This is a genomic window from Variovorax paradoxus (assembly GCF_009498455.1).
Lineage (GTDB): Bacteria > Pseudomonadota > Gammaproteobacteria > Burkholderiales > Burkholderiaceae_C > Variovorax > Variovorax paradoxus_H.
Genome location: NZ_CP045644.1, coordinates 1,395,001 through 1,419,502, shown reverse-complemented (window position 1 = coordinate 1,419,502; position 24,502 = coordinate 1,395,001). Strand labels below are relative to the sequence as shown.

Annotated in this window: 25 protein-coding genes (1 of these 25 cut by a window edge); 7 read left to right on the top strand and 18 right to left on the bottom strand. The window is 68.5% G+C overall.

Annotated features, from left to right (window positions below):
• Positions 1-103: 103 nt before the first annotated feature.
• Both GFK26_RS06335 and GFK26_RS06330 read right to left on the bottom strand, forming a co-directional pair.
• Positions 104-598, bottom strand: coding sequence for a hypothetical protein (locus GFK26_RS06335; protein ID WP_153281252.1), 495 nt, complete (start codon positions 596-598; stop codon positions 104-106).
• Positions 599-1,546 (bottom strand): LysR family transcriptional regulator, encoded by a 948-nt coding sequence (locus tag GFK26_RS06330; protein ID WP_153281251.1) that lies wholly within the window; start codon positions 1,544-1,546, stop codon positions 599-601.
• Positions 1,547-1,641: 95 nt separating this feature from the next.
• On the opposite strand from GFK26_RS06330, the gene GFK26_RS06325 reads away from it, so the two are divergent.
• On the top strand, positions 1,642-2,631 hold the full coding sequence (locus tag GFK26_RS06325; protein ID WP_153281250.1) for an NAD-dependent epimerase/dehydratase family protein: 990 nt from the start codon (positions 1,642-1,644) through the stop codon (positions 2,629-2,631).
• A 7-nt stretch (positions 2,632-2,638) separates the two neighbouring features.
• Here the strand turns inward: GFK26_RS06325 and GFK26_RS06320 are convergent, their stop codons facing one another.
• The 5 genes from GFK26_RS06320 to GFK26_RS06300 form a co-directional block, all read right to left on the bottom strand.
• On the bottom strand, positions 2,639-3,586 hold the full coding sequence (locus tag GFK26_RS06320; protein ID WP_153281249.1) for a glutaminase: 948 nt from the start codon (positions 3,584-3,586) through the stop codon (positions 2,639-2,641).
• Positions 3,583-4,491, bottom strand: coding sequence for a DMT family transporter (locus tag GFK26_RS06315; protein ID WP_153281248.1), 909 nt, complete (start codon positions 4,489-4,491; stop codon positions 3,583-3,585). The genes GFK26_RS06320 and GFK26_RS06315 overlap by 4 nt, the downstream gene beginning before the upstream one ends.
• Before the next feature lie 93 nt (positions 4,492-4,584).
• A complete protein-coding gene (locus GFK26_RS06310; protein WP_153281247.1) occupies positions 4,585-5,100 on the bottom strand; it encodes a BON domain-containing protein in 516 nt (171 codons plus the stop codon).
• Positions 5,097-5,606, bottom strand: a complete 510-nt coding sequence (locus GFK26_RS06305) for a flavin reductase family protein (RefSeq protein ID WP_101490556.1) — start codon at positions 5,604-5,606, stop codon at positions 5,097-5,099. Before GFK26_RS06305 ends, GFK26_RS06310 begins: the two co-directional genes overlap by 4 nt.
• A 50-nt stretch (positions 5,607-5,656) precedes the next feature.
• Complete coding sequence (locus GFK26_RS06300) at positions 5,657-6,571, bottom strand: LysR family transcriptional regulator (RefSeq protein ID WP_153281246.1); 915 nt, start codon at positions 6,569-6,571, stop codon at positions 5,657-5,659.
• A gap of 125 nt (positions 6,572-6,696) precedes the next feature.
• Between GFK26_RS06300 and GFK26_RS06295 the strand changes: the two genes are divergently transcribed.
• On the top strand, positions 6,697-8,685 hold the full coding sequence (locus GFK26_RS06295) for an alkyl/aryl-sulfatase (RefSeq protein ID WP_153281245.1): 1,989 nt from the start codon (positions 6,697-6,699) through the stop codon (positions 8,683-8,685).
• A gap of 272 nt (positions 8,686-8,957) precedes the next feature.
• Here the strand turns inward: GFK26_RS06295 and GFK26_RS06290 are convergent, their stop codons facing one another.
• Positions 8,958-10,187, bottom strand: a complete 1,230-nt coding sequence (locus GFK26_RS06290; protein ID WP_153281244.1) for a nucleoside recognition domain-containing protein — start codon at positions 10,185-10,187, stop codon at positions 8,958-8,960.
• A gap of 70 nt (positions 10,188-10,257) precedes the next feature.
• Here GFK26_RS06290 and GFK26_RS06285 point away from each other — a divergent pair, with 70 nt between their 5' ends.
• From GFK26_RS06285 to GFK26_RS06275, 3 genes are all read left to right on the top strand, one after another.
• Positions 10,258-11,850 carry a phospholipase D family protein gene (locus GFK26_RS06285; RefSeq protein ID WP_153281243.1) on the top strand — a complete coding sequence of 531 codons (1,593 nt, stop codon included), beginning with the start codon at positions 10,258-10,260 and terminating at the stop codon, positions 11,848-11,850.
• 92 nt (positions 11,851-11,942) lie between these two features.
• Complete coding sequence (locus tag GFK26_RS06280; RefSeq protein ID WP_153281242.1) at positions 11,943-13,112, top strand: ABC transporter substrate-binding protein; 1,170 nt, start codon at positions 11,943-11,945, stop codon at positions 13,110-13,112.
• Positions 13,113-13,212: 100 nt separating this feature from the next.
• A complete protein-coding gene (locus GFK26_RS06275; protein WP_153281241.1) occupies positions 13,213-13,563 on the top strand; it encodes a hypothetical protein in 351 nt (116 codons plus the stop codon).
• Between the two features lie 4 nt (positions 13,564-13,567).
• Here GFK26_RS06275 and GFK26_RS06270 read toward each other — a convergent pair whose 3' ends face one another.
• The 8 genes from GFK26_RS06270 to GFK26_RS06235 all read right to left on the bottom strand — a co-directional run bounded on the left by GFK26_RS06270 (position 13,568) and on the right by GFK26_RS06235 (position 21,360).
• Positions 13,568-14,296, bottom strand: coding sequence for an ABC transporter ATP-binding protein (locus GFK26_RS06270; RefSeq protein ID WP_153281240.1), 729 nt, complete (start codon positions 14,294-14,296; stop codon positions 13,568-13,570).
• Complete coding sequence (locus GFK26_RS06265; RefSeq protein WP_153281239.1) at positions 14,289-15,065, bottom strand: ABC transporter ATP-binding protein; 777 nt, start codon at positions 15,063-15,065, stop codon at positions 14,289-14,291. The genes GFK26_RS06270 and GFK26_RS06265 overlap by 8 nt, the downstream gene beginning before the upstream one ends.
• On the bottom strand, positions 15,062-16,024 hold the full coding sequence (locus tag GFK26_RS06260) for a branched-chain amino acid ABC transporter permease (protein WP_153281238.1): 963 nt from the start codon (positions 16,022-16,024) through the stop codon (positions 15,062-15,064). Before GFK26_RS06260 ends, GFK26_RS06265 begins: the two co-directional genes overlap by 4 nt.
• Positions 16,021-16,881, bottom strand: coding sequence for a branched-chain amino acid ABC transporter permease (locus tag GFK26_RS06255; RefSeq protein WP_153281237.1), 861 nt, complete (start codon positions 16,879-16,881; stop codon positions 16,021-16,023). Before GFK26_RS06255 ends, GFK26_RS06260 begins: the two co-directional genes overlap by 4 nt.
• Positions 16,882-16,939: 58 nt before the next feature.
• Entirely contained in the window at positions 16,940-18,145 is a 1,206-nt protein-coding gene (locus GFK26_RS06250) for an ABC transporter substrate-binding protein (protein WP_228121930.1), read from the bottom strand.
• A 97-nt stretch (positions 18,146-18,242) separates the two neighbouring features.
• Positions 18,243-18,566, bottom strand: coding sequence for a 2Fe-2S iron-sulfur cluster-binding protein (locus GFK26_RS06245; protein WP_062470484.1), 324 nt, complete (start codon positions 18,564-18,566; stop codon positions 18,243-18,245).
• A gap of 5 nt (positions 18,567-18,571) precedes the next feature.
• The gene (locus GFK26_RS06240) at positions 18,572-20,017 is read right to left on the bottom strand and encodes a glutamine synthetase family protein (RefSeq protein ID WP_153281236.1); all 1,446 of its coding nucleotides are present in this window, start codon (positions 20,015-20,017) and stop codon (positions 18,572-18,574) included.
• An 11-nt stretch (positions 20,018-20,028) separates the two neighbouring features.
• Entirely contained in the window at positions 20,029-21,360 is a 1,332-nt protein-coding gene (locus GFK26_RS06235) for an aromatic ring-hydroxylating dioxygenase subunit alpha (protein WP_153281235.1), read from the bottom strand.
• Positions 21,361-21,657: 297 nt separating this feature from the next.
• Between GFK26_RS06235 and GFK26_RS06230 the strand changes: the two genes are divergently transcribed.
• Positions 21,658-22,392, top strand: coding sequence for a GntR family transcriptional regulator (locus GFK26_RS06230; protein ID WP_153281234.1), 735 nt, complete (start codon positions 21,658-21,660; stop codon positions 22,390-22,392).
• A 16-nt stretch (positions 22,393-22,408) separates the two neighbouring features.
• Here the strand turns inward: GFK26_RS06230 and GFK26_RS06225 are convergent, their stop codons facing one another.
• Entirely contained in the window at positions 22,409-23,215 is an 807-nt protein-coding gene (locus GFK26_RS06225; RefSeq protein ID WP_153281233.1) for a metallophosphoesterase, read from the bottom strand.
• Between the two features lie 129 nt (positions 23,216-23,344).
• On the opposite strand from GFK26_RS06225, the gene GFK26_RS33970 reads away from it, so the two are divergent.
• On the top strand, positions 23,345-23,518 hold the full coding sequence (locus GFK26_RS33970) for a hypothetical protein (RefSeq protein WP_180288618.1): 174 nt from the start codon (positions 23,345-23,347) through the stop codon (positions 23,516-23,518).
• A gap of 50 nt (positions 23,519-23,568) precedes the next feature.
• Here GFK26_RS33970 and GFK26_RS06220 read toward each other — a convergent pair whose 3' ends face one another.
• Positions 23,569-24,502, bottom strand: partial view of a LysR family transcriptional regulator gene (locus GFK26_RS06220; protein ID WP_153281232.1) — the 3' portion only. Its footprint extends 38 nt past the window's final position; 934 of the gene's 972 nt are visible here — the last part of the coding sequence; the start codon falls outside the window, past its right edge; it ends in the stop codon at positions 23,569-23,571.

The window sequence follows — 24,502 nt, the reverse complement described above, 5'->3', positions numbered from 1 at the left end:
TTCTTCTCGTCTCACCCCGGCGTGAACATACGCTGTTTCGCTAATTGGCGAAAGGGCGGCGCGTGTGCTATTCGCGCGCAGCGCCTGCGTGAATCAGAGGCGGCTAGCTGCGCGGGCGTGCGTAGTCCGACTCGATCCACGCGGTCGCGCTCGAGGTCGTGAGCCGGAACGCGGGCGACACGTTCACGCTCGCCAGTTCCGAATCGTCGGCATCGTCATACGCCGTGAGCGTGGCCGAGGGGTTGTCTTCGTCGGGCACGATCGACAGGGCCACGCGCACGCGCTGGTCGTTGCGCGCGGTGACCGTCACGCTCTTGTTGAGCGTGGCGTGCAGCTGCTGTTCGTGGCGGCGGATCACCTCGGTGGCGGTCTTCACCAGCGTGTGGAAGGCGGGCGTGTCCAGCGGCTTGGGGTTCTTCTTGTCGCGGCCCATGGTCCAGGGGCCGACGAGCGCGGGCTCGGGGTCGCCGTGGCGGGTCATCTCGACGGCCCAGCCGTCGTCTTCCTCGTTCTTGATGATGCGGGCGGTCCAGAGGTCGTCGCGCCAGAGGCGGGGTTCCTGCAGGGGGATGTGGTCGGGGGAATCGGTCGTCGTCATTCAGGGAGAAGCTTTGGGTCTTGCGCGGGGCATTGTCGCCCGGGGCGCGGGGGCGGCCGCCACGCCAATGTACTGTTGCAAGCCCTCGACCAGCGCATCGAAGGCCACGCGACAGCGCGGGCTGTGGCGCAGGTCTTCGTGCATCGTGACCCAGGTGTCGAGCTTGAGTGAGAGAGCGCGCGGCAGCAGGCGCACCAGCGCGGCGTCGCGCTTCGCCAGGCCCACCTGGCACACGCCGATGCCCGCACCTGCGCGGATGAGGGCCAACTGCGCGAGGTCGCTGTCGGTGCGCAGTGCAAAGGCGTCGCGCGTGAAGCCCTTGAATGACTTGATTGCCTCGCGCACGAAGGCCGAGGGCTGGTCGTAGCCGATGAGCGCATGCGCCGCCAGGTCGTCGGGCGTGCGCGGCGTGCCGTGGCGCGCGAGGTAGCGGGTGTGCGCATGAAAGCCCAGCTCGATGTTCCCGATGCGGCGCGCCACCAGCTGCGCCTGCCGGGGCCGCACCATGCGCACGGCGATGTCGGCCTCGCGCCGCAGCAGGTCCTGCACGCGGTTGGTCGCCACCAGCTCGACTTTCAGCGCCGGGTGCGCCTCGCGCAGCCGCGCCACGACGGGCGGCAGCACCTCCACCGCGACCACCTCGCTGACCGACACCCGCACCACGCCGCGCACGCCGTCGCCCTGGCTGCTGGCGGCGCGCTGCAGCGAGGCGGCGGTGCTTTCCATGGCCTCGGCGTGCGTGCGCAGCGCCAGCGCCACTTCGGTGGGCAGCAGGCCCACCTGCGAGCGCGTGAAGAGCACCACGCCCAGCGCTTCTTCGAGCGCCGCCACGTGGCGCCCGACGGTGGGTTGCGTGATGCCGAGTGCGCGCGCCGCGCCCGAGAGCGAACCCTCGCGCAGCACGCCGAGGAAGGAGCGGTACAGCTCCCAGCTGATATTCCATGCCATACAGAAATGTATGGCTGATGGCGCATGTTCGGCAATTCCATTCGAACCCCATCCTGCCCAGAATTCGTCCATCGATCACTCTTCTGGAGCATTTCATGGCAGGCAACGACAACACGGTTCTGGTGCTGGGCGCCACGGGCGGCATCGGCGGCGAGGTGGCGCGCCAGCTGCGCGATGCAGGCTGGCAGGTGCGCGCGCTGAAGCGTGGCGCCACCGAAGAAAAGTACGACGGCATCACCTGGCTGGCCGGCGACGCGATGGATGCGCAGGCCGTGCGCCGAGCCGCGAAGGGCTGCGCGGTCATCGTGCATGCGGTCAACCCGCCGGGCTACCGCGGCTGGTCGGAGTTGGTGCTGCCGATGCTCGACCACAGCATCGCCGCCGCCAAGGCCGAAGGCGCGACCCTCGTGCTGCCCGGCAACGTCTACAACTTCGGGCCCGACGCCTTCCCGCTGCTCACCGAAGAATCGCCGCAGCATCCCGTCACGCGCAAGGGCGCGATCCGCGTCGAGATGGAGCGGCGCCTCGAGGCCGCGAGCCGCGAGGGCGCGCGCGTGCTGATCGTGCGCGCCGGCGACTTCTTCGGCCCGAAGGCCGGCAACAACTGGTTCTCGCAGGGGCTGGTGAAGGCGGGGCAGCCGGTGCGCGCCGTGAGCTACCCGGGAGATGCAGGCGTCGGCCATCTCTGGTCGTACCTGCCGGACGTGGCGCGCACGATGGTCGAGCTGCTGGCGCGGCGCGATCGGCTCGAGGCCTTCGCGCGCTTCCACATGGCCGGCCACTGGGACGCCGACGGCACGCGCATGAGCAACGCCATCCGCAGCGTGGTGGCGCGCCGCACCGGCGCCGAGGTGCCCGTGCGCGCCTTTGCGTGGGGGCTGCTGACGCTGGCCTCGCCCTTCGTCGCGACCTTTCGCGAACTGCGCGAGATGCGCTACCTGTGGCGCACGCCCGTGGCCATGGACAACGCGAAGCTGGTGGCTTTTCTGAGGCGCGAGCCGCACACGCCGCTTGAAGACGCCGTGGAGGCTGCGCTCGACGGCATGGGATGCCTGCCCGTGGCGCCGCAGACCGTGGCGGCCTGAACGCGCGTCAGAACACCGACAGGCCGGTGCGCGCCACGAACATCTCCAGCGCCTTCATGCCCAGCAGCGAATTGCCGGTCGCATCGAGTGCCGGCGACCACACGCACAGCGTGAGCTGGTCGGGCACCACCGCGACGATGCCGCCGCCCACGCCGCTCTTGCAGGGCAGGCCGATCGAAAAGGCCACGTCGCCGGCCGCGTCGTAGGTGCCGCAGGTGAGCATCAGCGAATTGATGCGGCGCGTCTGCCGCTCGCCCGTGACCTCGGGCTCGCCGGCAATCGGATGCGCGCCGTCGCGACACAGGAAGGCGGCGGCGCGCGCGAGCTGGCGGCAGCTCATGCGCAGTGCGCACTGGTGGAAGTAGGTGTCGAGCACCTCGGCCACGTCGTTGTCGATCTTGCCGAAGCTCTTCATGAAGTTGGCCAGCGCGACGTTGCGAAAACCCGTGTCGGCCTCCGATTGCGCCACCTCGCCGTCGAAGTCGATGCGCTCGCCGCACAGGCTGCTCATGAGCGCGAGGATGTCGGCCTTGGCGCTGCCACTTTTGGCTTTGGCCTGGCTCACGAGCCGGTCGGCCACCGCGATGGCGCCGGCATTGATGAAGGGGTTGCGCGGCTTGCCTTGCTCGTTCTCCAGCTGCACCAGCGAGTTGAACGGATTGCCCGAGGGCTCGCGTCCGATGCGCTCCCACAGCGCGTCGCCCATGCGCTGCATGGCGAGCGTGAGCGTGAAGAGCTTGGACACGCTCTGGATCGAGAAGGGCGTTTCGAAGTCGCCCGCGCCGGCTTCTTCGCCGTCGCAGGTGCGCAGCGCGATGCCGAACTGCCGCGCATCGATGCGCGCCAGCGCCGGGATGTAGCTGGCCACGGTGCCGCCCTGGCCGAGCTGCAGGCGCAGGGTGGCGACGATCTCGTCGAGGACGGGCTGGAATCCGGTCGGGGTCTTCGTGCTCATGCCGGGCGTTGTACCGCAGGCCGCCGGTTCACCAGCACGATGCCCAGCGCCACGCCGATCAGCGCCACCACCAGCTGCAGCGTGAGCGGCTCCTTCAGCAGCGCCACGCCGAAGATCAGCGCGAACAGCGGCGTGAGAAAGGTGAAGGACGACATCTGCGTGGCCGGGTAGTGCCGCAGCAGCCACATCCACGTGAGGTAACTGGCGAAGGCGCCGACCACCGTCTGCAGGCCGATGGAGGTCCAGGCCCAGGCGGAGTACGAGAAGCCCCATTGCTCGCCGAGCGCGAGCGACAGCAGGGGGCACACGGCCGCGGTCACGGCCACTTGGTAGAACAGCGTTTTCTCGGCACTGGCCGTGGCCAGGCGCGTGGTGCGCAGCGTGAGCGTGGTCAGGCCCCAGAGCATGCCGGCCGCCAGGGCCATGCCGTCGCCGATGAGCTGCGACGAACTCATGTGGCCGAAGCCTTCGCTGAAGGCCAGCACCACGCCCGCGAAGGCGATGAACAGGCCCAGCCACTGGAAGCCGCGCAGCCGCTCGGCCGGCACCCAGCGCGGCAGCAGCAGCGAGACCCAGAAGGGCGCCGTGTAGAGGAACACCGTGAGCCGCGAGGCGCTGGTGTGCTGCAGGCCCAGGTAGATGCCGGCGAACTCGCCCGCGAACAGCAGGCCGGCCAGCAGCCCGGGCCACAGCGTGCCGTCGCGCTCGAACAGCGGCACGCGCCGCACCGCGCACCACAGCCACAGGAGCGCCACCGCGCCGACCATGCGCACCGTGGCCTGCCACAGCGGCGGCACCTCGGTCACGGTGGTCTTGATGAGGATCTGCTGCAGGCCCCAGAACGCGCAGCAGACGATGAGCAGGCCGATGGCCAGGGAGTCGAGGTGGGTCTTGCGCTGGATCATTCGCGGTCAATCGGTGGCGGCAGGGGCGGCGGAAGGGCCGCCGAATTCATCCGATGATCGTATCGCGCCGGCGCCAAGGCCGTGCGGCGCCGCTCAGTGCCCGGCCAGCGGGTAGGGCGGCTTGCCGCGCGTGCCCACCATCAGGTCGGGCACCACGGTCTCGACGTCGGGCACGGTGCGCGCCGCGCGTTCGAGCTTCCGGGCCAGGGCCGCATCGGGCACACAGCCCTGCAGGTAGACCCAGCGGCGCTGCACTGTGACCCACACGCTGCTGCGGCGCACGCCCGGCACGGCCAGCAGCGCGGCGCGCACCTTGGGCGCGAGCGGCTTGTCGTAGCGGTAGGCGTTGCTGTCGGTGCATTGGCCTGCGAGCCAGCAGCTGGTGCCGCGCTCCAGCCGCGAGTGGGTCTGCGCGCGGCGTTCCTCGGCGGTGTAGTAGGGGCCCTGCGGCATGGGGCAAGCCGGCAGGCCCGCGGCGACCTGGAAGAAGGGGTCGTCGAACCAGTTCTGCCGCAGCGGCGGCGATGGTGATGGCGGCTCGGGCGTGCCCTGCGCCGTGGCAATCCGCGCGGCGAGCAGCAGGACGGCCAGCAGCGCGGGGCGGTTCACAACGGGTGCTCGGTGTAGAAGCGCCCGCCGTGGAACAGCAGCGGCGAGGCGTCGGGGTCGTGCATGCAGCGCTCCACCTCGCCCACGAAGATCACGTGGTCGCCTTCGTCGTAGCGGCTGCGGTTGAAGCACTCGAAGCTCGCCGCCGCACCCTGCAGCACCGGCGCGCCGCCCAGGCCTTCGGTGTAGGCCACGTCGGCCCAGCGGTCGATGTTCTTGGTGGCGAAGCGCTCCGCCAGCGTCTTCTGGTTGGCGGCCAGGATGTTGACCGCGTAGTGCGAGCCGGCGCGCAGCGCGGACATCGACGCGGCCGCGCGCGCCAGGCTCCACAGCACCAGCGGCGGCGCGAGCGACACCGAGTTGAACGAGTTGGCCGTGAGGCCGACCAGGCTGCCGTCGGCCGCGCGCGCGGTGACGATGGTCACGCCGGTCGCGAACATGCCGAGTGCCTTGCGGAATTCGCCGGGCGAGAAGGTGGGGGGCTGGGCCCGGCGGGAAGTGGTCACGGGAGAACGGACGGCAAGGCGGTGAGCGGCGGAGGAGGGGCCATTTTGGCTCAGGCCCCGGCGGCCTGCTTGGCGGGCCCGAGCAACTCGGTCACCAGCCGGGTATAGACCGTGGCGGCGGCCGTGGGCGTGCGGCCCGCCAGCGTCACGAGGCTGTAGTGGGTGCGCATGCGTGACAGGCCCGTCACCGCCAGCGGCGCGAGCGCGGCGGTCTCGGGCGTGAGGCCGGGTGCGTGGGGCGCGAGGATCACCGCGTGGGCGGTCAGCGCGAGGTGCCGCAGCGTGTCGGCGTCGTCGCAGGTCACGTTGAACACGCCGCGGTCGGTGCGGCGGATCTGTTTGTCGAAATACGCCGCCACCTCGGTCGGCAGGTGCGGGCCGGCCACGGGGTAGTCCATGAGCTGTTCGAGCGTGAGCGGCGCCGGTTGCTTCAGCAGCGGGTGCCTGGGCCGCACGAAGAAGGACACCGGCACGTTGGGCAGCCGCACGAGCTTCAGGCCCGACGGTTTCTTCAGGTCGCGGGTGTCGGCGATGAACAGGTCGATCTGGCGCTTGTGCAGCCGCTCGCAGAGCGTGACGGTGTCGGCCACTTCCATGCGCATCAGCAGCTGCGGGTGGCGCTGCGTCATGAGCGACAGCGCCGCGCGCCCGAGCAGGCCGGCCGCAAACGGGCCCAGGCCCACGTCGAGGCTGCCGAGCGTGAGGCCTTCGAGCTGCTGCACCTCGCGCTGGATCTGCCGCGCGTCGGCGACCAGCTCGCGGGCCCGCGCCAGCACCAATTCGCCGGCCTGCGTGAAGCGCACGGTGCCGTAGGCGCGGTCGATGAGCCGGGTCTTCAGCGCCTGTTCGAGCGCGTCGATGCTGCGCGACAGCGCGGGTTGCGACAGGTGCACGGCCTGCGCGGCACGCCCGAAGCTGCCTTGTTCGGCGAGGGCGATCAGGTGCTGGAGGTGGCGCAGCTGCATTTTGCGTTTTCGTTCAAAAGCAAGATCACATTTTGCATTGGCCAAGGGGTTGCTTGCTTCCGAGAATTGGCCGTTGCTCCCTTTCCGTGCCCCGTCGTTCGACAGACAACAACCCCGAGACATCGATGACCCGCATTGCTTCCGCGCCTACCCGTTTCTCCCTGGCCCTCGTCGCCTGGGCCTGTGCCTTCACCGCCACGGCGCAGCCGGTGGTGGCGCCCAAGGCGGCCGAGCCCGTCACGCTGAAGGCCAACGCCGACATGGCGAAGGCGCTGCCGTTCGCGAACAGGCAGGATTTCGAGGACGCGATGCGCGGCTTCATCGGCACCGTGCCCGACGCGCTGGTGACCGGCAGCGGCCCGCGCCCGGTCTGGAACATGAAGCCCTACGACTTCCTGAAGGCGAACGAGGCGGCGGACACGGTCAACCCGAGCCTGTGGCGCCAGGCGCAGCTCAATGCCATTCACGGCCTGTTCAAGGTCACCGACCGGGTCTACCAGGTGCGCGGCTTCGACCTGGCGAACATCACCATCGTCGAAGGCGACACCTCGCTGATCGTGATCGATCCGCTGCTGGCCGCCGAGACCGCGCGCGCCGCGCTCGAGTTGTATTACCAGCACCGCCCGAAGAAGCCGGTCGGCACGGTGATCTACACGCACGGCCATGCCGACCATTTCGGCGGCGTGAAGGGCGTGGTCAGCGAGGCCGACGTGGCGGCGGGCAAGGTGCAGGTGATCGCGCCTTCGGGCTTCATGGAATCGGCGGTGGCCGAGAACATCCTCGCGGGCAACGCGATGAACCGCCGCTCGCAGTACCAGTTCGGCACGCTGCTGCCGCCGGGCGCGCGCGGCCAGGTCGACACGGGACTGGGCAAGGCGCTGGCGCGCGGCAGCGTGACGCTGATCGCGCCCACCTCGACCATCGAGAAGACCACCGAGGAGCGCACCATCGACGGCGTGCAGATCGTGTTCCAGCTGGTGCCGGGCTCGGAGGCGCCGTCCGAGATGCTCATGTACATGCCGCAGTTCCGCGTGCTCAACATGGCCGAGGACGTGACGCACAACATGCACAACCTGTACACGATCCGCGGCGCCGAGGTGCGCGACGGCAACCTGTGGGCCAGGTACATCGACGAAGCGCGCGTGGCCTTCGGCGACAAGACCGACGTGCTCATCGCGCAGCACCACTGGCCCACCACAGGGCGTGCGCGCATCGTCGACCTGCTGAAGAAGCAGCGCGACATGTACAAGTTCATCAACGACCAGTCGCTGCGCCTGCTGAACCACGGCTACACGGCGCCCGAGATCGCCGAGACGCTGCGCATGCCCGCGAGCCTGGAGCAGGAGTGGTCCACGCGCGGCTACTACGGCACGCTGCGCCACAACGCGAAGGCGGTCTACCAGAAGTACCTGGGCTGGTACGACGCGAACCCCGCCAACCTGAACCCGCTGCCGCCGGTGGCGCAAGCGAAGAAGACGGTCGAGTACATGGGCGGCGCCGACGCAGTGGTGGCGCGCGCCCGCGAAGATTTCAAGAAGGGCGAGTACCGCTGGGTGGCGAGCGCGATGAGCCAGGTGGTGTACGCCGACCCGGCGAACCGCGCGGCACGCGAACTCGGCGCCGACGCGCTGGAGCAGCTGGGCTATCAGTCGGAAGCGGGCACCTGGCGCAGCGCCTACCTGGTGGGCGCGATGGAACTGCGCAACGGCGTGCCGAAGATCCCGGGCGGCAGCAGCGCGAACGGCGACACGCTGAAGGCGGTGAGCAACGAGCTGTTCTTCGACTACCTCGGCGTGCGGCTCGATGCGGCCAAGGCCGAAGGCAAGACGATGGTGATCAACTGGAACTTCACTGATTCGAACCAGAAGTTCGTGCTGACGCTGGAGAACTCGGCGCTCACGCATGTGAAGAACCAGCAGGTTGCCGGCGCGGACGCTACCGTCACATTGAGCCGGGCGACGCTCGATGCGATCACCTTGAAGCAGACGACTTTTCCTGAGGCTGTGCAGTCGGGGCAGGTGAAGATCGATGGCAACCGCGCGAAGCTCGGGGAGCTGTTCGGGATGCTCGATAACTTCGATCTGATGTTTCCGGTGGTGGAGCCGCGCAAGTAGTTGTTCAGGGCGCGTGCACAGGCCACCGGGTACTTCCCTCCGCGAATGTCCCCCGGCCTGCGGCCTCCTCCTTGATTTCGCTGCGGGAAGCATCCAGTGTCCTGCGCACGCAGGGCGCTGTCGTTGTGCTGGCCCGATCAACGACCGCACTGAAGACGCTCACGTCGATGGGGTGCCTTGCGCAGCGAAATCAAGGGGGAGCCCGAAGGGCGGAGGACATTCGCGGAGCAAGGCTCCCCGTCGGCGGGAGCGTCGCCCTGAATGACCCTGAGCTATCCGAAGAACCAGTAGCAGACCGCAATGGCGGCCACCACGCCCGCCAGTTCGGCCAGCAGCGCGCACGCCACCGCATGCCGCGCGCGCTGGATGCCCACCGCCCCGAAGTACACCGCCAGCACGTAGAACGTGGTCTCGGTGCTGCCCTGGATGGTGGCGGCGACGAGTGCGGGGAAGCTGTCGACGCCCTGGGTCTTCATGGTCTCGATGAGCATCGCGCGGGCCGCGCTGCCCGAGAAGGGTTTGACGAGCGCCGTCGGCATCGCGTCGACAAAGCGTGCGTCCCAGCCGCCCGCCTGCACCAGCCAGCGCAGGCCGTCGAGCGCGAAGTCGAGGGCGCCCGAGGCGCGCAGCACGCCCACCGCGCACAGCATCGCGACGAGGTAGGGCAGCAGGTTCTTCGCGATGTCGAAGCCTTCCTTCGCGCCTTCGACAAAGGTCTCGTAGACCTTGACGCGCCGGATCGCGCCGGCCGCCAGGAACACGATGATCACGCTGAACAGCGTGAGGTTGCCCAGCAGCGACGACAGCGAAGCGATGGCCGCGGCCGACAGCGTGCCCAGGAGCGCCATGAAGCCGCCCAGCAGCAGCGCGCCCGGCACGAGGTAGGCCAGCACCACCGGGTCCCACAGCCGCAGGCGCTGCGCGACCGCCACCGTGAGCAGGCCCACCAGCGTCGAGGCGCTGGTGGCCAGCAGGATCGGCAGGAACACCAGCGTCGGGTCGCTCGCGCCCTGCTGCGCCCGGTACATGAAGAGGGTGACGGGCAGCAAGGTCAGCGACGAGGCGTTGAGCACCAGGAACAGGATCTGTGCGTTGGTGGCCGTCACGGGGTCGGGGTTCAGGCGCTGCAGCTCGCGCATGGCCTTCAGGCCGATGGGGGTGGCGGCGTTGTCCAGCCCCAGCGCATTGGCCGCGAAGTTCATCGTGATGAGCCCGAGCGCGGGGTGCCCGGCCGGCACGCCCGGCATCAGGCGCCGGAACAGCGGCCCGAGCAGGCGCGCGAGCCAGCCGACGAGGCCCGCGGCTTCGGCGATGCGCAGGAAGCCCAGCCACAGCGTGAGCGTGCCGAACAGCAGCACCATCACCTCGACGGCCAGCCGCGCCATGGTGAACAGGCTTTCGACCAGCGCCGCGAACACGGTCGGGTCGCCGCCGACGAGCCAGCGTCCCAGCGCTGCGAGCGCCGCCATCCCGAAGAACCCCAGCCACAACCCATTGAGCACGCGTTTTTTCCTTCTTTTCGTTGGCTGCCGTGTGTGCCGTTGATCATAGGGCGGAGCTACAGTGCGACCCATGGCCGCCGCGCGCTCCCGCCTCCCTCGATTCGTCGCCTTGGTGTCGACGGGGCTGGCCATCGCCTGGCTCGCGGGCTGCGCCAGCCTGCCGTCGCCGCAACCGCACCCGGTGTTCACGAGTGCGGTCACCGACGTGGCCGACACCGACCTGGGCCGGCTGGCCGCCAAGGACGCGCCGCAAGGCAGCGCGGTGCCGCTGTCGGGCTTCCGGCTGCTGCCCGAGGCGGCGTTCGCGTTCGACGCGCGCATCTCGCTGGCGCGGCACGCCGAGAAGTCGCTCGACGTGCAGTACTACCTCATCAGCAACGACGACGTCGGCCTGCTGTTTCTCAAGGAGCTGCGCGAGGCCGCCGCGCGCGGCGTGCGCGTGCGGCTGCTGGTGGACGACCTCTACGCGGGCGGCGAGGACGAGGTGTTCAGCAGCCTGTCGGCCTTTCCGAACATCGAGGTGCGGCTGTTCAATCCGCTGCCTTCGCGCGCGGCGTCGCTGCCGACGCGGCTGCTGTTGTCGCTGGGCGACTTCCGCCGCATCAACCACCGCATGCACAACAAGCTGCTGGTGGCCGACAACAGCTTCGCGGTTTCGGGCGGGCGCAACATCGCCAACGAGTACTTCATGCGCAGCACGGCGGCGAACTTCATCGACATGGACGTGCTCTCCAGCGGCCCGATCGTGCGGCGCATGTCCGAGGGCTTCGACCGCTACTGGAACAGCGACCACGCCTGGCCCATCGAGCGCATCGTGCCGCGGCGCGTGCCGGTCGAGGAAGCCCAGCGGCGGTTCGACGCCCTGGCGCGCGCGGCCGTGCCCGACGTGCCCATGCAGCAGCGCGACGTGCTGGGAAAGTCGCCGCTCGGCGAGCAGCTCACCACCGGCCGCATCGACCGCTACTGGGCCAGCGCCACGCTGTTCGTGGACGACCCCGACAAGATCACGCGCAAGGCCGAGGCGGCCTACGGCGGCAGCGTGACCGAGGGCGCGCTCGGCGCGATCCAGGCGGCGAAGCACGAGGTCAAGATCGGCTCGCCGTACTTCATTCCGGGCGCACGCGGCATGGCGATGATGAAGACGGCCATCGAGCGCGGCGGGCGCATCACGGTGGTCACCAACTCCCTGGGCGCCACCGACGAGCCGCTGGCCTACGCGGGCTACGAGCGCTACCGCGCCGACATGCTGAAGATCGGCGTCACCATCTTCGAGATCGCGCCCACGCTCACCGGGCGTTCGGGGCGCTTCGGCGATTTCGGCAAGTCGATCAGCCGGCTGCACGCCAAGCTGGCCATCCTGGACAACGAGCGCTTTTTCGTCGGCTCGATGAACCTCGACCACCGCTCGGCTGCCGTCAACACCGAAATGGGCCTGCTCATCGACAGCCCGCGGCTGGTGCAGGACTACGACAAGCTCATGCACGGCGAGCGCGTCAACCTGGGCTACCGGCTGCGGCTTGCGCCCGGCGGGCGGCGCGTGCAGTGGCTGGAATACGACGATGCCGGCGGGGACATCGTGCACGAGGACGAACCCGGGGAGTTCCTCTGGCTGCGCTTCAAGAACTGGCTGCTGCTGCCGATCGTGGGAGAGGAGTTGCTCTAGGCATTCGGGTTTGTCATGACCGATCCAGCGAGGTGCGTTACATTTCTGTTTGAAATGTGAACTTTTGTCACCGACTATTGGAGGCTTTGATCATGACCGTCCCCGTGCCGCGCGAGTCGACCGCGCCGCTTTCCACCAGCCGCCGCCGCGCCCTTTCCGGGCTGGCCGCCACGACGGCCGCCGCGGCCGGCGTCGGGCTGGGATTTCCGGCGTTCGCGCAGAACCGTGCGATCCGCATCGGGACGACCTTCGACAACAGCAGCGTGGAAAAGGCCAACGGCCAGGGGCTGTACCAGGGCTCCAGCGCGTTCTTCAACGCGCTGAACAAGGCCGGCGGCCTGCACGGCAGCAAGGTCGAACTCGTGATGGCCGACGACACCTTCAAGCCCGACGTGGCCAAGGCCAACGCGCTGGCCTTCGAAAAAGACAGCTCGGTGCTCGCGCTGGTGCACCCGCTGGGCACGCGCCAGACCGCCGAGGTGATGGACGCGGTGCCCGGCATGGCCGTGGTCGGCCCGATCACCGGCACCATCGCGCTGCGCAAGAAGACCTCGCCCAACACCTTCTGGGTGCGCGCCAACTACGACCAGGAGGTCGACAAGCTGGTGAGCACGGCCGCCGTGCTGGGCCAGACCCGCATCGGCCTCGTGCATTCGAACGACCCGCTGGGCCAGTCGGTGCTGGCGGCGTTCAAGAACGCGCTGGCCAAGGCCAAGCTGGAGCCGGCGGTGATCGCCACCACGCCCAACACCACGAGCATGGAAGTCGGCCCGGCCGCCGAGGCCATCGCCAAGGCCAAGCCGCAGGTGGTGGTGGTCGGCTTGGCCGGCACGGCGCCGGTGTTCTTGAAGGCGCTGCGCGGCGCGGGCAACAGCAGCTCGGCCTACGGTCTGTCGATCACGGCCAGCGCGCTGTCGGCCATGGGCGACCTGGCACGCGGCTTGGGCTTCGTGATCGTGGTGCCGTCGCCGTACTCGACCAAGTTCGAGATCGTGCGCCGCTACCAGGCCGACATGACCGCCAACGGCACCAAGGACTTCTCGCTGACCAGCCTGGAGGGCTACATGAACGCCGCCGTGCTGGCCGAAGGCCTGCGCCGCGCCGGCCCCTCGCCGACGCGCGCCGCCGTGCTCGGCGGCATGGCGAGCATCGAGAACTTCGACTTGGGCGGCGTGAAGATCAACTACGGCCGTTCGAACCGCGAAGGCGGCCAGTTCGTGGACGTGGCCGTGATCGGCAGCCGCGGCCAGATGCTGAGCTGATGCCGGTGAGGCGTACCGCGCGCTGCGGCGTGCGGTAGCGCCTGCCGGTACGCCGTCGCCAGCACGGTCCTTTCTTGGTGAGCGTGCTTACAGTGCGGCCATGACCCTCGAACTCATCCTGGGCCTCGGCCTGCTGGCCCTGGTGCTGCTGGACTTGGCCCTGTTCTTCCTCGTGCGTTGGGCGGTGCTGCGCGAGCACCTTGGCCCGCTGGCGGCCACCCTCGTCTACGGCCTGTGCCTGGCCGCGCTGCCCTACTTCGTGTGGTGGGGCCTGGGCACCCATGTGCTGTTCGGGAAGGACACAACCTTCCTCTCACGCGTGGTGGACGTCGGCCTGGCCTTCATTCTCTACACCTGCCTGTGGCTGTCGTGGGGCGTGAGCCTGATCGCCGGGGGGCTGGCGTCGTGGCGTTTCTTTGCCGGCGCCAAGAAGATCGGTCTGCTGGCCTGACGGTTCAATCGGCCGGCGCCTCGGCGATGCCGACGCCCAGCAAGCCTTCGAGCAGTTCCTTGTCGGCCGCCAGCGCCGCGCTCGGGCCGGCGTGCACGACGGTGCCGCGCTCCAGCACGATCGCCTGGTGCGTCATGTCCAGCGCCAGCACCGGGTGCTGCTCCACCACGATCGAGGCCAGGCCTTCCGATTCGCACAGGCGCCGGATGGCTGCCGCCAGCTCTTCCACGATGATCGGCGCGAGGCCTTCCATGGGCTCGTCGAGCAGCAGCAGCTTCGGGTTGGTCATGAGCGCGCGGCCGATGGCCAGCATCTGCTGCTCGCCGCCCGAGAGCTGGTTGCCGTAGTTGCCGCGCCGTTCGCGCAGACGCGGAAAGAATTCGTACACGCGCTGCAAGGTCCAGCTGCCCGGGCGGGCGACCACCGTGAGGTTTTCTTCCACCGTGAGCGAAGGGAACACCTCGCGCTCCTGTGGCACCCAGCCCAGCCCCGCGCGCACGCGCTGGTGCGAAGGCCAGCGCGTGATGTCGGCGCCCTGCCAGCGGATCGCGCCCTGCATCACGCGGGTGTTGCCCATCAGCGTTTCGAGCAGCGTGGTCTTGCCCACGCCGTTGCGCCCGAGGATGGCCAGGCTTTCGCCAGGCCGCAGCGAAAAATCGAGGCGGTCGAGGACCACGGCGTTGCCGTAGCCGGCGGTCACGCGGTCGAAGGCAAGTGCGGCGATTTCAGCCATGGTGGTGCGAGCTTCCCAGGTAGACCTCGCGCACGCGCGGGTCGGCGCCGATCTCGGCGGGCGTGCCTTCGGTGAGGATGCGTCCGCCCACCAGCACCGAGATGCGGCGCGCAAAGCGGAACACGAGCTTCATGTCGTGCTCGATGAAGAGCACGCTGATGTCGGCCGGCAGCGCCGCAATGGCTTCGAAGAGTTCGCCGCTCTCGTCTTCCGGCACGCCGGCGGCGGGCTCGTCGAGCAGCAGGATGCGGGGCTTGGCGGCGAGCGCCAGCGCAATCTCGAGCAGCCGCTGCTTGCCGTAGGCCAGCTCGGCCACGGGCACGTCGGCCAGGGCGTCGAGCTTCAGCGTGGCCAGCAGCGCATGCGCTTCGTCGAACACGGCGGTGCAGCCCTTGAGCGGCCGCCACCACGTGGCGCCCAGGCCTTCGCGCTCGCTGATGGCGAGCACCACCGACAAGAGTGGCGTGAGGCTGGGGAACAGCGTGTTGATCTGGAAGGTGCGTGCCAGCCCCATGCGGGCGCGCTTGTCGCCGGGCAGCCGCGTGATGTCGCGCTCGCCCAGGCGGATCGATCCGCTGGTGGGCTTGAACACGCCCGTGAGCAGGTTGATGAGCGTGGTCTTGCCGGCGCCGTTGGGGCCGATCAGCGCCTGCCGCGCACCGGGTTCGAGCGACAGGTTGACCTCGCTCACGGCCTGGAAGGCGCCGAAGCGGATGCCCAGGTTCTGCGTGCGCAGCGCGTGCGTGGTGTTCGTGGGGGTGGAACTCATCGCGCCTTCCCCGTGCGAACCACGCGCGAGAGCGCGCCCATGATCCCGCCGCGTCCCAGCATGACGGCCGCGATCAGGAAGATGCCGAGCCAGAACATCCAGTACTGCGGGTTCATGTCGGCGAACCAGTCGTGCACCAGCATGTAGACGATGGCGCCGATGAGGCCGCCGTACAACCGCCCGGTGCCACCGAGCACGAGGATGATGAGCACTTCGGCCGAGCGGTTGAAGCTGATCGACTCGATGCCGACGAACTGCGTGGTCTGCGCCAGCAGCGCGCCCGCCACGCCGGCCACCGCGGCCGACATCGCGTAGGCCATGCGCAGCCGCGCTTCCACCGGCGAGCCGATGGCCGTCATGCGCTTGCGGCTGTCGTGGATGCCGCGCAGCGCGAGGCCGAAGGGCGAGCGCAGCACCAGCCGCACGAGCAGGAACATCGCGAGCACCACGCCGAAGGCATAGCCGAACGCGGTCTTGCCGTAGAGGTCGAAGTCGAACAGGCCGAGCACGGGCGCGATCACCACGCCCTGCAGGCCGTCGGTGCCGCCCGTGATGCCCGAGAGCCGGTTGGCCAGCTCGAACAGCAGCACGCACACGCCGATGGTGATCATCAGCCGCGTGAGGTCGGCGCCGCGCACCACGAGGTAGCTCAGCACGTAGCCCAGCAGGGCGCACACGGCGAGCGCGAACAGCAGGCCGCTGAAGGGCTCGCTCCAGCCGTACTTGGCGAGCAGGCCCGCCGCATAGGCGCCCGCGCCGAAGAAGGCCGCGTGGCCCACGGTGAGGATGCCCGCGTAGCCCAGCGCCATGTCGAGCGACACGGCAAAGAGCCCGAAGATCATGATCTGGCTCATCAGCGTGAGCTTGTCGGGCAAGAGGAAGAAGCTCGACGCGAGCGCGAGCCAGAAGGCGATTTCGGCCCCGCGCAGTTGCGCGGGAGAGAGGCTCAGCGGCTTCATGCGAGCCCCTTCTTGGCGACGATGCCGTTCGGGCGCACCAGCAGCATGACGATCATGAACACGTAGATGAGAAAGGCGCCCGTTTCAGGCAGGTAGTACTTGCCCGCCACGTCGACGATGCCGACCAGCAGCGCCGCAATGAAGGGCCCGGTGACGGTGCCCGCACCGCCCACGCACACCACCATCAAAAAGTAGACGAGGTACTTGAGCGGGAACGACGGCTCCAGCCCCAGCATGCCCAGGCTCAGCGCGCCGCCCAGGCCCGCCAGGCCGCAGCCCAGCGAGAAGGTGAGAAAGAACAGGCGCTGCACGTGGATGCCCGTGCCGCCGGCCACGCGCTGGTTGTCGACCGCGGCGCGCACCATCGCGCCGTAGCGCGTCTTGCCCAGGCCCAGCAGCAGCGCGACCAGCACGGCCACGCCGCAGCCGATCAGGAACAGGCGGTAGCGGCCCACTTCGAGGCCCAGCAACGACACCTGGCCTTCGAGCGCCTTGGGCAGCGTGAAGGGCTGCATCGTCGGGCCGAAGAAGTAGGTGAACGCGGCGATCGAGACGAACACCACACCGATCGACAGCAGCACCTGGTCCAGCGGGTGCGCGCGGTACAGCCGCCGGTAGAACACGAATTCCAGCACCGCGCCCACCAGCGCTGCGGCCACGAAGGCCGCGACCAGCGAGAGGCCGAAGCCGATGCCCCACTGGTTCATGAGCACGCTGGCCGCGTAGCCGCCCACCATCGCGAAACTGCCGTGCGCGAGGTTGACGAAATTCATGAGTCCCATCGTGATGGACAGGCCCACGCCGATGAGAAACAGGAGCATGCCGTAGGCCACCCCATCGAAGATCACGATACCCATGAATTTCCTGCTTGCTGCTGCTGCGTGCTGGCGTTGGCTGGCGTTGGCTGGCGTTGGCTTACTTGGCGGCGGCGGCTTCCTTGGCCGGGTCCTTGACGCGCTCGAACTTGTCGAACTCCACGTTCACCAGCTGGCCATTGGCGCGCTCGGTCTTTCGGATGTAGACGGTCTGCACGATGTCGCGTGTGGCGGCATCGATCTCGATCGGGCCGCGCGGGCTCTCGAAGCTCAGGCCCTTGAGCGCGTCCATGAACTTGTCGCCGCCGGTGTCGCCCTTGGTCTTGGCCAGTGCGAGGTCGATGGCGGCCATGGTGTCGTAGGCGGTCACGGCGAAGTAGCTCGGGCGCAGCTTGGTGCCGTTGTCGGCGGCGAAGTCCTTGACGAACTTCTGGTTCTTCGGCGAGTTGTGCGCGAACGAGTAGTGGTGGCTGGTGACCAGGCCCAGCGCCACGTCGCCGGTGGCGTCCAGGTAGCTGTCGTCGGTGGCTTCACCGGTGGCGAAGAGCTTGATGCCGGCCTGCTCCATGCCGCGCTCCTTCCACACCTTGAGGAAGGCCGGCGGCATCACGCCCGAGGGGAAGAAGAAGAACACGGCCTGGGGCTTGGCGTCCTTGATGCGCTGCACGTAGGCCGAGAAGTCGGGGTTGTTCATCGGCGTGCGCACCTCGCCCGAGACCTTGCCGCCGCCAGCGGTGAAGGCCTTCTTGAACGCGGTCTCGGCATCGACGCCCGAGGCGTAGTCGGCGACCACGGTGTAGGCGTCCTTCACGCCCTGCTTGAGCATGTAGCGCGCCATCGGGTCGGTGACCTGCTGCACGGTGAACGACAGGCGCGCCACGTAGGGCGAGCTGGTGGTGATGGCCGAAGAGGCGGCGTTCATCACCAGCGTGGGGATCTTGGCCTGCGTGGCGATGGCGCCCACGGCGTACGCGTTGGGGCTGAAGTCCAGGCCGGTGAGCACGTTCACCTTGTCGCGCACGATGAGTTCCTGCGCGATGCGCTTGGCGGCGTCGGGCGCGGGGCCGGCGGTGTCCTTCTTGATGATCTCGACGGTGCGCCCGCCCACCTTGCCGCCGTGCTCCTTCAGGTACAGCGCGATGCCTGCGTCGAACTGGCGACCGTAGTCGGCGTAGGGGCCGGAGTAGGTCGCGATGAGGCCGATGCGCAGCGGCTCAGTGGTCTGTGCCTGGGCCGCACCCGCCATGCCGAAACCGGCGAGCAGCAGGGTCGAGAGGAGGGTTCGCTTGGTCATCGTCGTCGTCATGAAAAAACGCCTTTCTGTGGGAGTGGAATGCGCCGCGCGGGCGCCGCTGGCTTGTAACTGGATGTTTGGCAGCGGGCGATGATGCCCGACGCGCTGGTCAGACCTGTGTATCGGGCACACGCACCGTGAGGCCATCGAGCGCGGCGCTCACGCTGAGCTGGCAACTCAGGCGCGAACCGGGCCGGCGCTCGGACGCGACGGCATCGAGCAGCGCGCTTTCCATGTCGTCGGGCGGCGGCAGCAGCTCGAGGAATGCGTCGTCGACGTAGACGTGGCAGGTCGCGCACGAGCAGCAGCCGCCGCACTCGGCGTCGATGCCGCGCACGTTGCCGCGGATGGCGGTCTCCATCACGCTGGCGCCGACCTTGGCGTCGACCTCGCGTGTGGTGCCGTCCTTGAGGATGTAGTGGATCGTGGGCATGGGGTTCAGAACATGTCGAAGTACTCGCGGTGTTCCCACTCCGAGACTTCGAGGTTGAAGCGGGCAATTTCCGCTTCCTTGATGTGGCACAGGTAGTCGACGAAGACCTTGCCCATCTGTGCGTTGAGCATCTCGTCCTTGCGCAGGCAGGCGAGGGCGTCGCTCAACGATCGCGGCAGCTGTTCGGCCGGTGTTTCGTACGGCGCATCGGCCGAAGGACCGGCGTCGGTCTGGTGGCGGATGCCGTCCAGGCCCGAGAACAGCTGCGACGCGAGGTACAGGTACGGGTTGGCCGTCGGCTCGCCCACGCGGTTCTCGATGCGCGAGGCGTTCTGGCCCGGGCCGCCGAGCACGCGCAGCATCGCGCCGCGGTTGTCGCGTGCCCAGATCGCGCGGTCGGGCGCCAGCGAGAAGGGGCGGTAGCGGCGGTAGCCATTGATCGTCGGGCTGGCCAGTGCCGCCGCGCCGCAGGCGTGCGCCTTCAGGCCGCCGAGGTAGTGCATGCCGATCTCGCTGAGGTCGCGCCCGCCGGGCTCGGGCATGAAGGCATTCACGCCATCGCTCTTGCGGCGCAGCGACTGGTGCAGGTGCCAACCGCTGGACATCACGTTCGGGATCTTCGGGCGGCACATGAAGGTGGCATGCAGGCCGGCGCGCTGGCAGATCTGCTTGATGGCGCTGCGCAACAGCACCATGGTGTCGGCGGGCGTCACGCCGGCCGTGGGCCCGAAGGTGAGCTCGAACTGGCTCGGGCCGAACTCGATCTCGAGCGAGCGCAGCGGCAGGCCGAGCGCCACGAGCTGCGAGCGCAGCAGCTCCATGAGGCCGTCGACGCGGTCGTAGCGCAGCTCGGTCAGGTACTGGTGGCCGTGCGACAGCAGCGACACGCGCGGCGGTTCGCCGGGCTGGCCCGAGTCGCCCAGGCCCATGCGCGCGTCTTCGAGCTTGAAGACGTGGAACTCGACCTCGAGGCCGGCGATGAAGTCCAGCCCGAGTTCGTCGAGCTGCGCCACCGCGCGCTGCAGGATCTGCCGCGTCGCGAAGGGGCAGGGCCGGCCGTCGGCCATGTAGGCGTCGCACAAAATCCAGCCGGTGCGCGGCGCCCAGGGCAGCACCTTGAAGGTGGCGGGGTCGGCCACGATGGTGAAGTCGGCGCCGCCCTGCAGGCCCTCGATGGCGAAGCCGCCGCCCTGCGAGAACACGGGGAACACGGTCTTGTGCGAGGTGTCCTTGGCCAGCAGGGTGGAGGTGAGGTTCACGCCCTCCCACAGGGCCGAGCGCGCCTCGCCCGCGACCAGGGTCTTGCCGCGCAGCAGGCCGTGCTGGTCGGGCCAGGCGAAGCGGACGGTGTCCACCTCGCCGCTGTCGATGCGGCGCACGAGTTCGCGCGCCTGCGCATGCTGGTCGTCGGACCAGAGGCCGAAGCGGTCGACGAATGTGTTGGTGTTCATCGCGTGTGCGCTCAGGTGGCAAGCCGTGCGGAGGCCCAGTCGGACTTCAGGCGGCGCGCGCGGTCGGCGTCCTGCCAGTAGGCCTCGGTGGCGGCTTCGTCGACGACCTTGCCGATGCCGTCGATCGAGGGCGGGCCGGTCATGGCGCTGGCCTGTGCGGCGTCGATGAGCATCGGCGCGCTGTCGCCGGCGAGGGTGGCTTCGATGGCCTTCACCAGCACGCGGCGGTAGGCAATGATTCCCTTGTCGGTGCTGCCCAGGTGCTCGCGCGTGCGGTCCTGGATGGCGCCCTGCGACTCCACCGCCCACTGGTCGTGCACGTTGATGTCGTCGCCCATGCCGGTGTAGGTTTCGGTCAGCTGCTCTTCGATGCTGAAGCCGTAGTTGTTGCGCTTGTTCTTGCGCGAGGTGTAGTCGGGCAGCTCGTACAGCTTCAGGCGCTGGTCGCGCATCTGCTGCTTGTCGACCGGGCCCGTGAAGCTGGTGAACACGGCGTACCAGTAGCAGTGCGTGTCATCGACCGGCACGTGCCATTGCGAGATGGTCATCTCGGCGCTCATCGGGATCACGAAGGCCTGCGGGAACACCACGTTGGTCACGCGCACGTGGGTCGTGTCTTCCGAGAGCTTGCGCAGCGCCTTGAGGCGGAAGCCGTAGTCGGTGGGTTCCACGCTGATGTCGGGGCGGTCGTACTCGCGCAGCACCTTGGTGATGGGCATGTCGGAGTCGGCCGAGGCGCCGCGGAACTGCTTGCCGTAGCTTTCCGACGTGTCTTCGTCCTCGAAGAAGCGGTGCAGGTACGAGGCGTGCGCAGGGTCGATGCCCACTTCGAGCGCCTGCAGCCAGTTGCATTCGAACAGGCCCTTGAACGCGAAGGTGTGGGTGTCGGGCGCGACGAAGCAGTCGAAGTCGGGGAAGGCCGGGGGCTCGCCCTCGCCGATGTACGCGAAGACCACGCCGGCCTTCTCGACCACCGGGTAGGCCGACTGCTTGATGCGGCTGCACAGCTTGCTGGTGGCGGGCTCGGCCGGCGTCTCCAGGCAGTTGCCCTTGGCGTCGAACAGCCAGCCGTGGAAGGCGCAGCGGATGCCGCCGTTTTCCAGTCGGCCGAAGGCGAGGTCGGCGCCGCGGTGCGGGCAGTCGCGGTCGAGCATGCCGAGCTGGCCGCTCTCGTCGCGGAACAGCACGAAATCCTGGCCCATGAGTTTCACGGGCTTGACCGGGCGCGGGCCCGCCAGTTCGTCGGCCAAGGCCACCGGCTGCCAGTAGCGGCGCAGCAGCTTGCCGGCGGGCGCGCCGGGTCCGACGCGGGTGATGAAATCGTTTTGCTCGGCGCTGATCATCGTGCGGGCTCCATCGAGAGGTCTTTGTCAGAAGGCCTGCAGGCATTGCATGCAGTTGTATGCATTGTCTTGGTGATTTTTGACAAAGGTCAAACTTTCATCGGCTTACTCGCCCTGTTTTGGGGCTGTGAGGCGCCATATATAGGGTTAGCTCTGAGGTGTTTGTGGGTTTTTGACACACATCTGTTTGCACTGCATGCAACAAACGCGCCCGTTTGGCTATGCTGCGTGCAGCGGCGGGCGCTTCTCCTAGAATCCGCCCATTCATCCCTCTCCCTGCTGCCCTGGCGCCTCCCGATGGACTCCCAACAATCCCGCGTGCTCGTGCAACTGCGCGACCTGATCCTCAAGGGCGAATTCGTGCCCGGAGAGCGGCTGGCCGAGATCCCGCTGGCCGAGAAACTCGGGGCTTCGCGCACGCCGGTGCGCCTGGCGCTGGCCAGCCTCGAGCACGAAGGCCTGATCGAGCAGTCGCCCAGCGGCGGCTACCAGATGCGCCGCTTCACCTCGCAGGAAGTGGCCGACGCGATCCGCGTGCGCGGGGTGATCGAAGGTTTTGCCGCCCGTTTGCTGGCCGAAGACGGCGTGTCGCGCCAGTTGCTGCGCGACTTGAAAGACTGCCTGGAAGAGGGCGACCGCGCCGTCAACAAGCCCAGCATGGAGATCGACGACTACGCCGCGTACGTCGAGATGAACGACCGCTTCCACAAGCTGATCCTCGAAGGCTGCGGCAACCTCGCGCTCAAGCGCGTGATGGACATGCTCGGCGGCCAGCCCTTTGCCGCGCCCAGCGCGATGCTGCCCATGCAGTCGTCGATGGAAGAGGGCCAGCAATGGATGCGGCAGGCGCACCGCACGCACCACGCGATGGTGCAGGCAATCGAGCGCGGCCAGGGTTCGCGGGCGCAGGCGCTCGGCGAAGAGCATGTCGAGATCGCGCGCATGAACCTCGACTACGCGCTCGAACGGCCCGAACTCGCCGCCGAACTCATGCCCGGCATTCGCCTCGTGGCGAAGGGCCGCAGCGCCTGACGGGCGAAGCAGCCGGTCAGCGGACCTCGATCAGCAGCTGGGGCTGGTAGCCCTCTTGTTCGCCGTTGCTGCGGTAGCCCAGCGGATTGGCGACCACGCGGCAGCCGTCCTTTACATAGTCGAACGGGCAATGCAGATGGCCGTGCAGCCACAGCTGCGCGTGAGGCAGCAACTCATCGAGTGAATTGCAGAAGCCCGCGGTACCGGGCGTGAGGCCGTAGCGCGGATCGGCGCTCGCGAGGCTGGGTGCGAAATGGGTGATGGCCACCGTCGTGCCGTCGAAGGGCTGGGCCAGCGCGTCGCGCAGCCAAGCCTGGCATGTGAGTGCTTGCTCTCGCATTTCGGCCGCCATGAAGGGCAATCCGTTTCGCGTGCCCGCCATTTTCTCGAGATAGAAGTCGGCCGCGCGCATCGCCTTGCCGCGCTTCTTGAGCGCCTCGGCAAGGCCGTCGCGGGGCTCGACCAGCGCGTCGAAATCGGCCCACAGCGTGGTGCCGATGAAGCGGATGCCCCCGATGACCAGCGTCTCGCGCTCCAGCCAGAGGATGCCGAGTTCTTCGCACAGCGCACGCAGGCGCGTATGCGTGGCGTCGAAATCGAGGTTGTCGTACTCGTGGTTGCCCGGCACATAGACCACCGGCGTCGGCCAGCCCTTGCGCGGCGAGAAGCGGCCCAGGCCGAAGTCGGTGTCTGTCAGGCGGGAGCCTTCCTGGTAAGAGCCGATATCGCCGCCGAGCACCAGCAGGTCGGCACCCGGGATCGGGTCGGCATGGAAGCGCGGGTGGGATTCCAGGTGCAGGTCGGAGAGCAGTTGCAACTTCATCGTCGGATCAGTCTAGGTGAATCCCATCATGCGTGAGATGCATAACTTGGGGCTTGCTTTACTAGGGATTACCCTTAATCTACATCCATCGTTAATCAACCCCGTCGCAGCCACAAGCCGCGCACCGTCATGTTCAGTCTTCTTGCCCAAGTGGCCCGTTTCTTCCGTTCGTCGCCGACCCAGACCCCCGCCAGCCACGCCGCTGCGCTGATGGAAAGCGCCGACAGCCGTGCCGGCCGTGGCGCGCACCACGCACAAGAACTGCGTGCTGCGGCTTCCGCCTGGCTCAGCGTCGTCAGGTAACTGACGGGCCCGCGCCGCCTCGAGCGGCGCACCTGGTTCAAGGGGGCACGTCACGCCTGTCCATGAACCGAGCCCGCGAACGCCGCGGCCGCCGAGCGCAACAGCGCCGTTCGCAGCCACTCGTGGGAATGCCCGTGCTGGGCGCGCCGATGCCAGATGGCATCCACGTGCACCGGCGGCTGGTCGAACGGCAGGTCGTGCACCACCAGTTGCTCCTCGATGCCGGTCACGCTCACGAAGTGGCGCGGCAGGACCGCCAGCAGGTCTGAATTCGCGACCACGCGCCCGGCGGTGAAGAACTGGTTCACCGTCACCGCAATCCGCCGCTCGCGCCCCATGGCGCCCAGCGTCTGGTCGATGAAGCCATAGGGGCGGCCCGAAAAGCTCACCAGCAGGTGACGCGCCGCGCAATAGCTGTCGAGCGTCAACGGCGCCCCCGCCAGGGGATGGCCGCGCCGCATCACACATACATATTGGCCCAGGTAGAGCCGCTGGGTCTCGAACGGCACCCCCACCCCGGATTGGCCGCGCGCCGCCAGGCTCGCGATCACCGCTGGAAAGTAGCCGACGGCCATGTCGACCTCTTCGTGCTCCAGCATGCGGCGCGGGTCGCGTGTGGTCAGCGGTAGCACGCGCAGCGAAATGGCAGGCGCGTCTTCTTCTGCAATCTTCACCAGCCCCGGCATGAGTTCGGCGGCCGTGGCGTCGGCCATGGCCAGCAGGAAGGTCGTGTCGGCGGTGCCGGCGTCGAATTCACCGGGCGCCAGCGTGTGCTGCAACTGGCGCAAGGCGTCGCGCACGGTCGGCCAGAGGGCTTGCGCACGCGGCGTGGGCTCCACGCCCGCACCGGAACGCCGCACGAGCTCGTCGCCCAGCAGTTCGCGCAGGCGGCGCAGCGAGTTGCTCACGGCCGGCTGGGTGATCGCGAGGTTGCGGGCGGCGCGCGTGAGGTTGCGCTCTGCCATCACCTCGTCGAAGACGCGC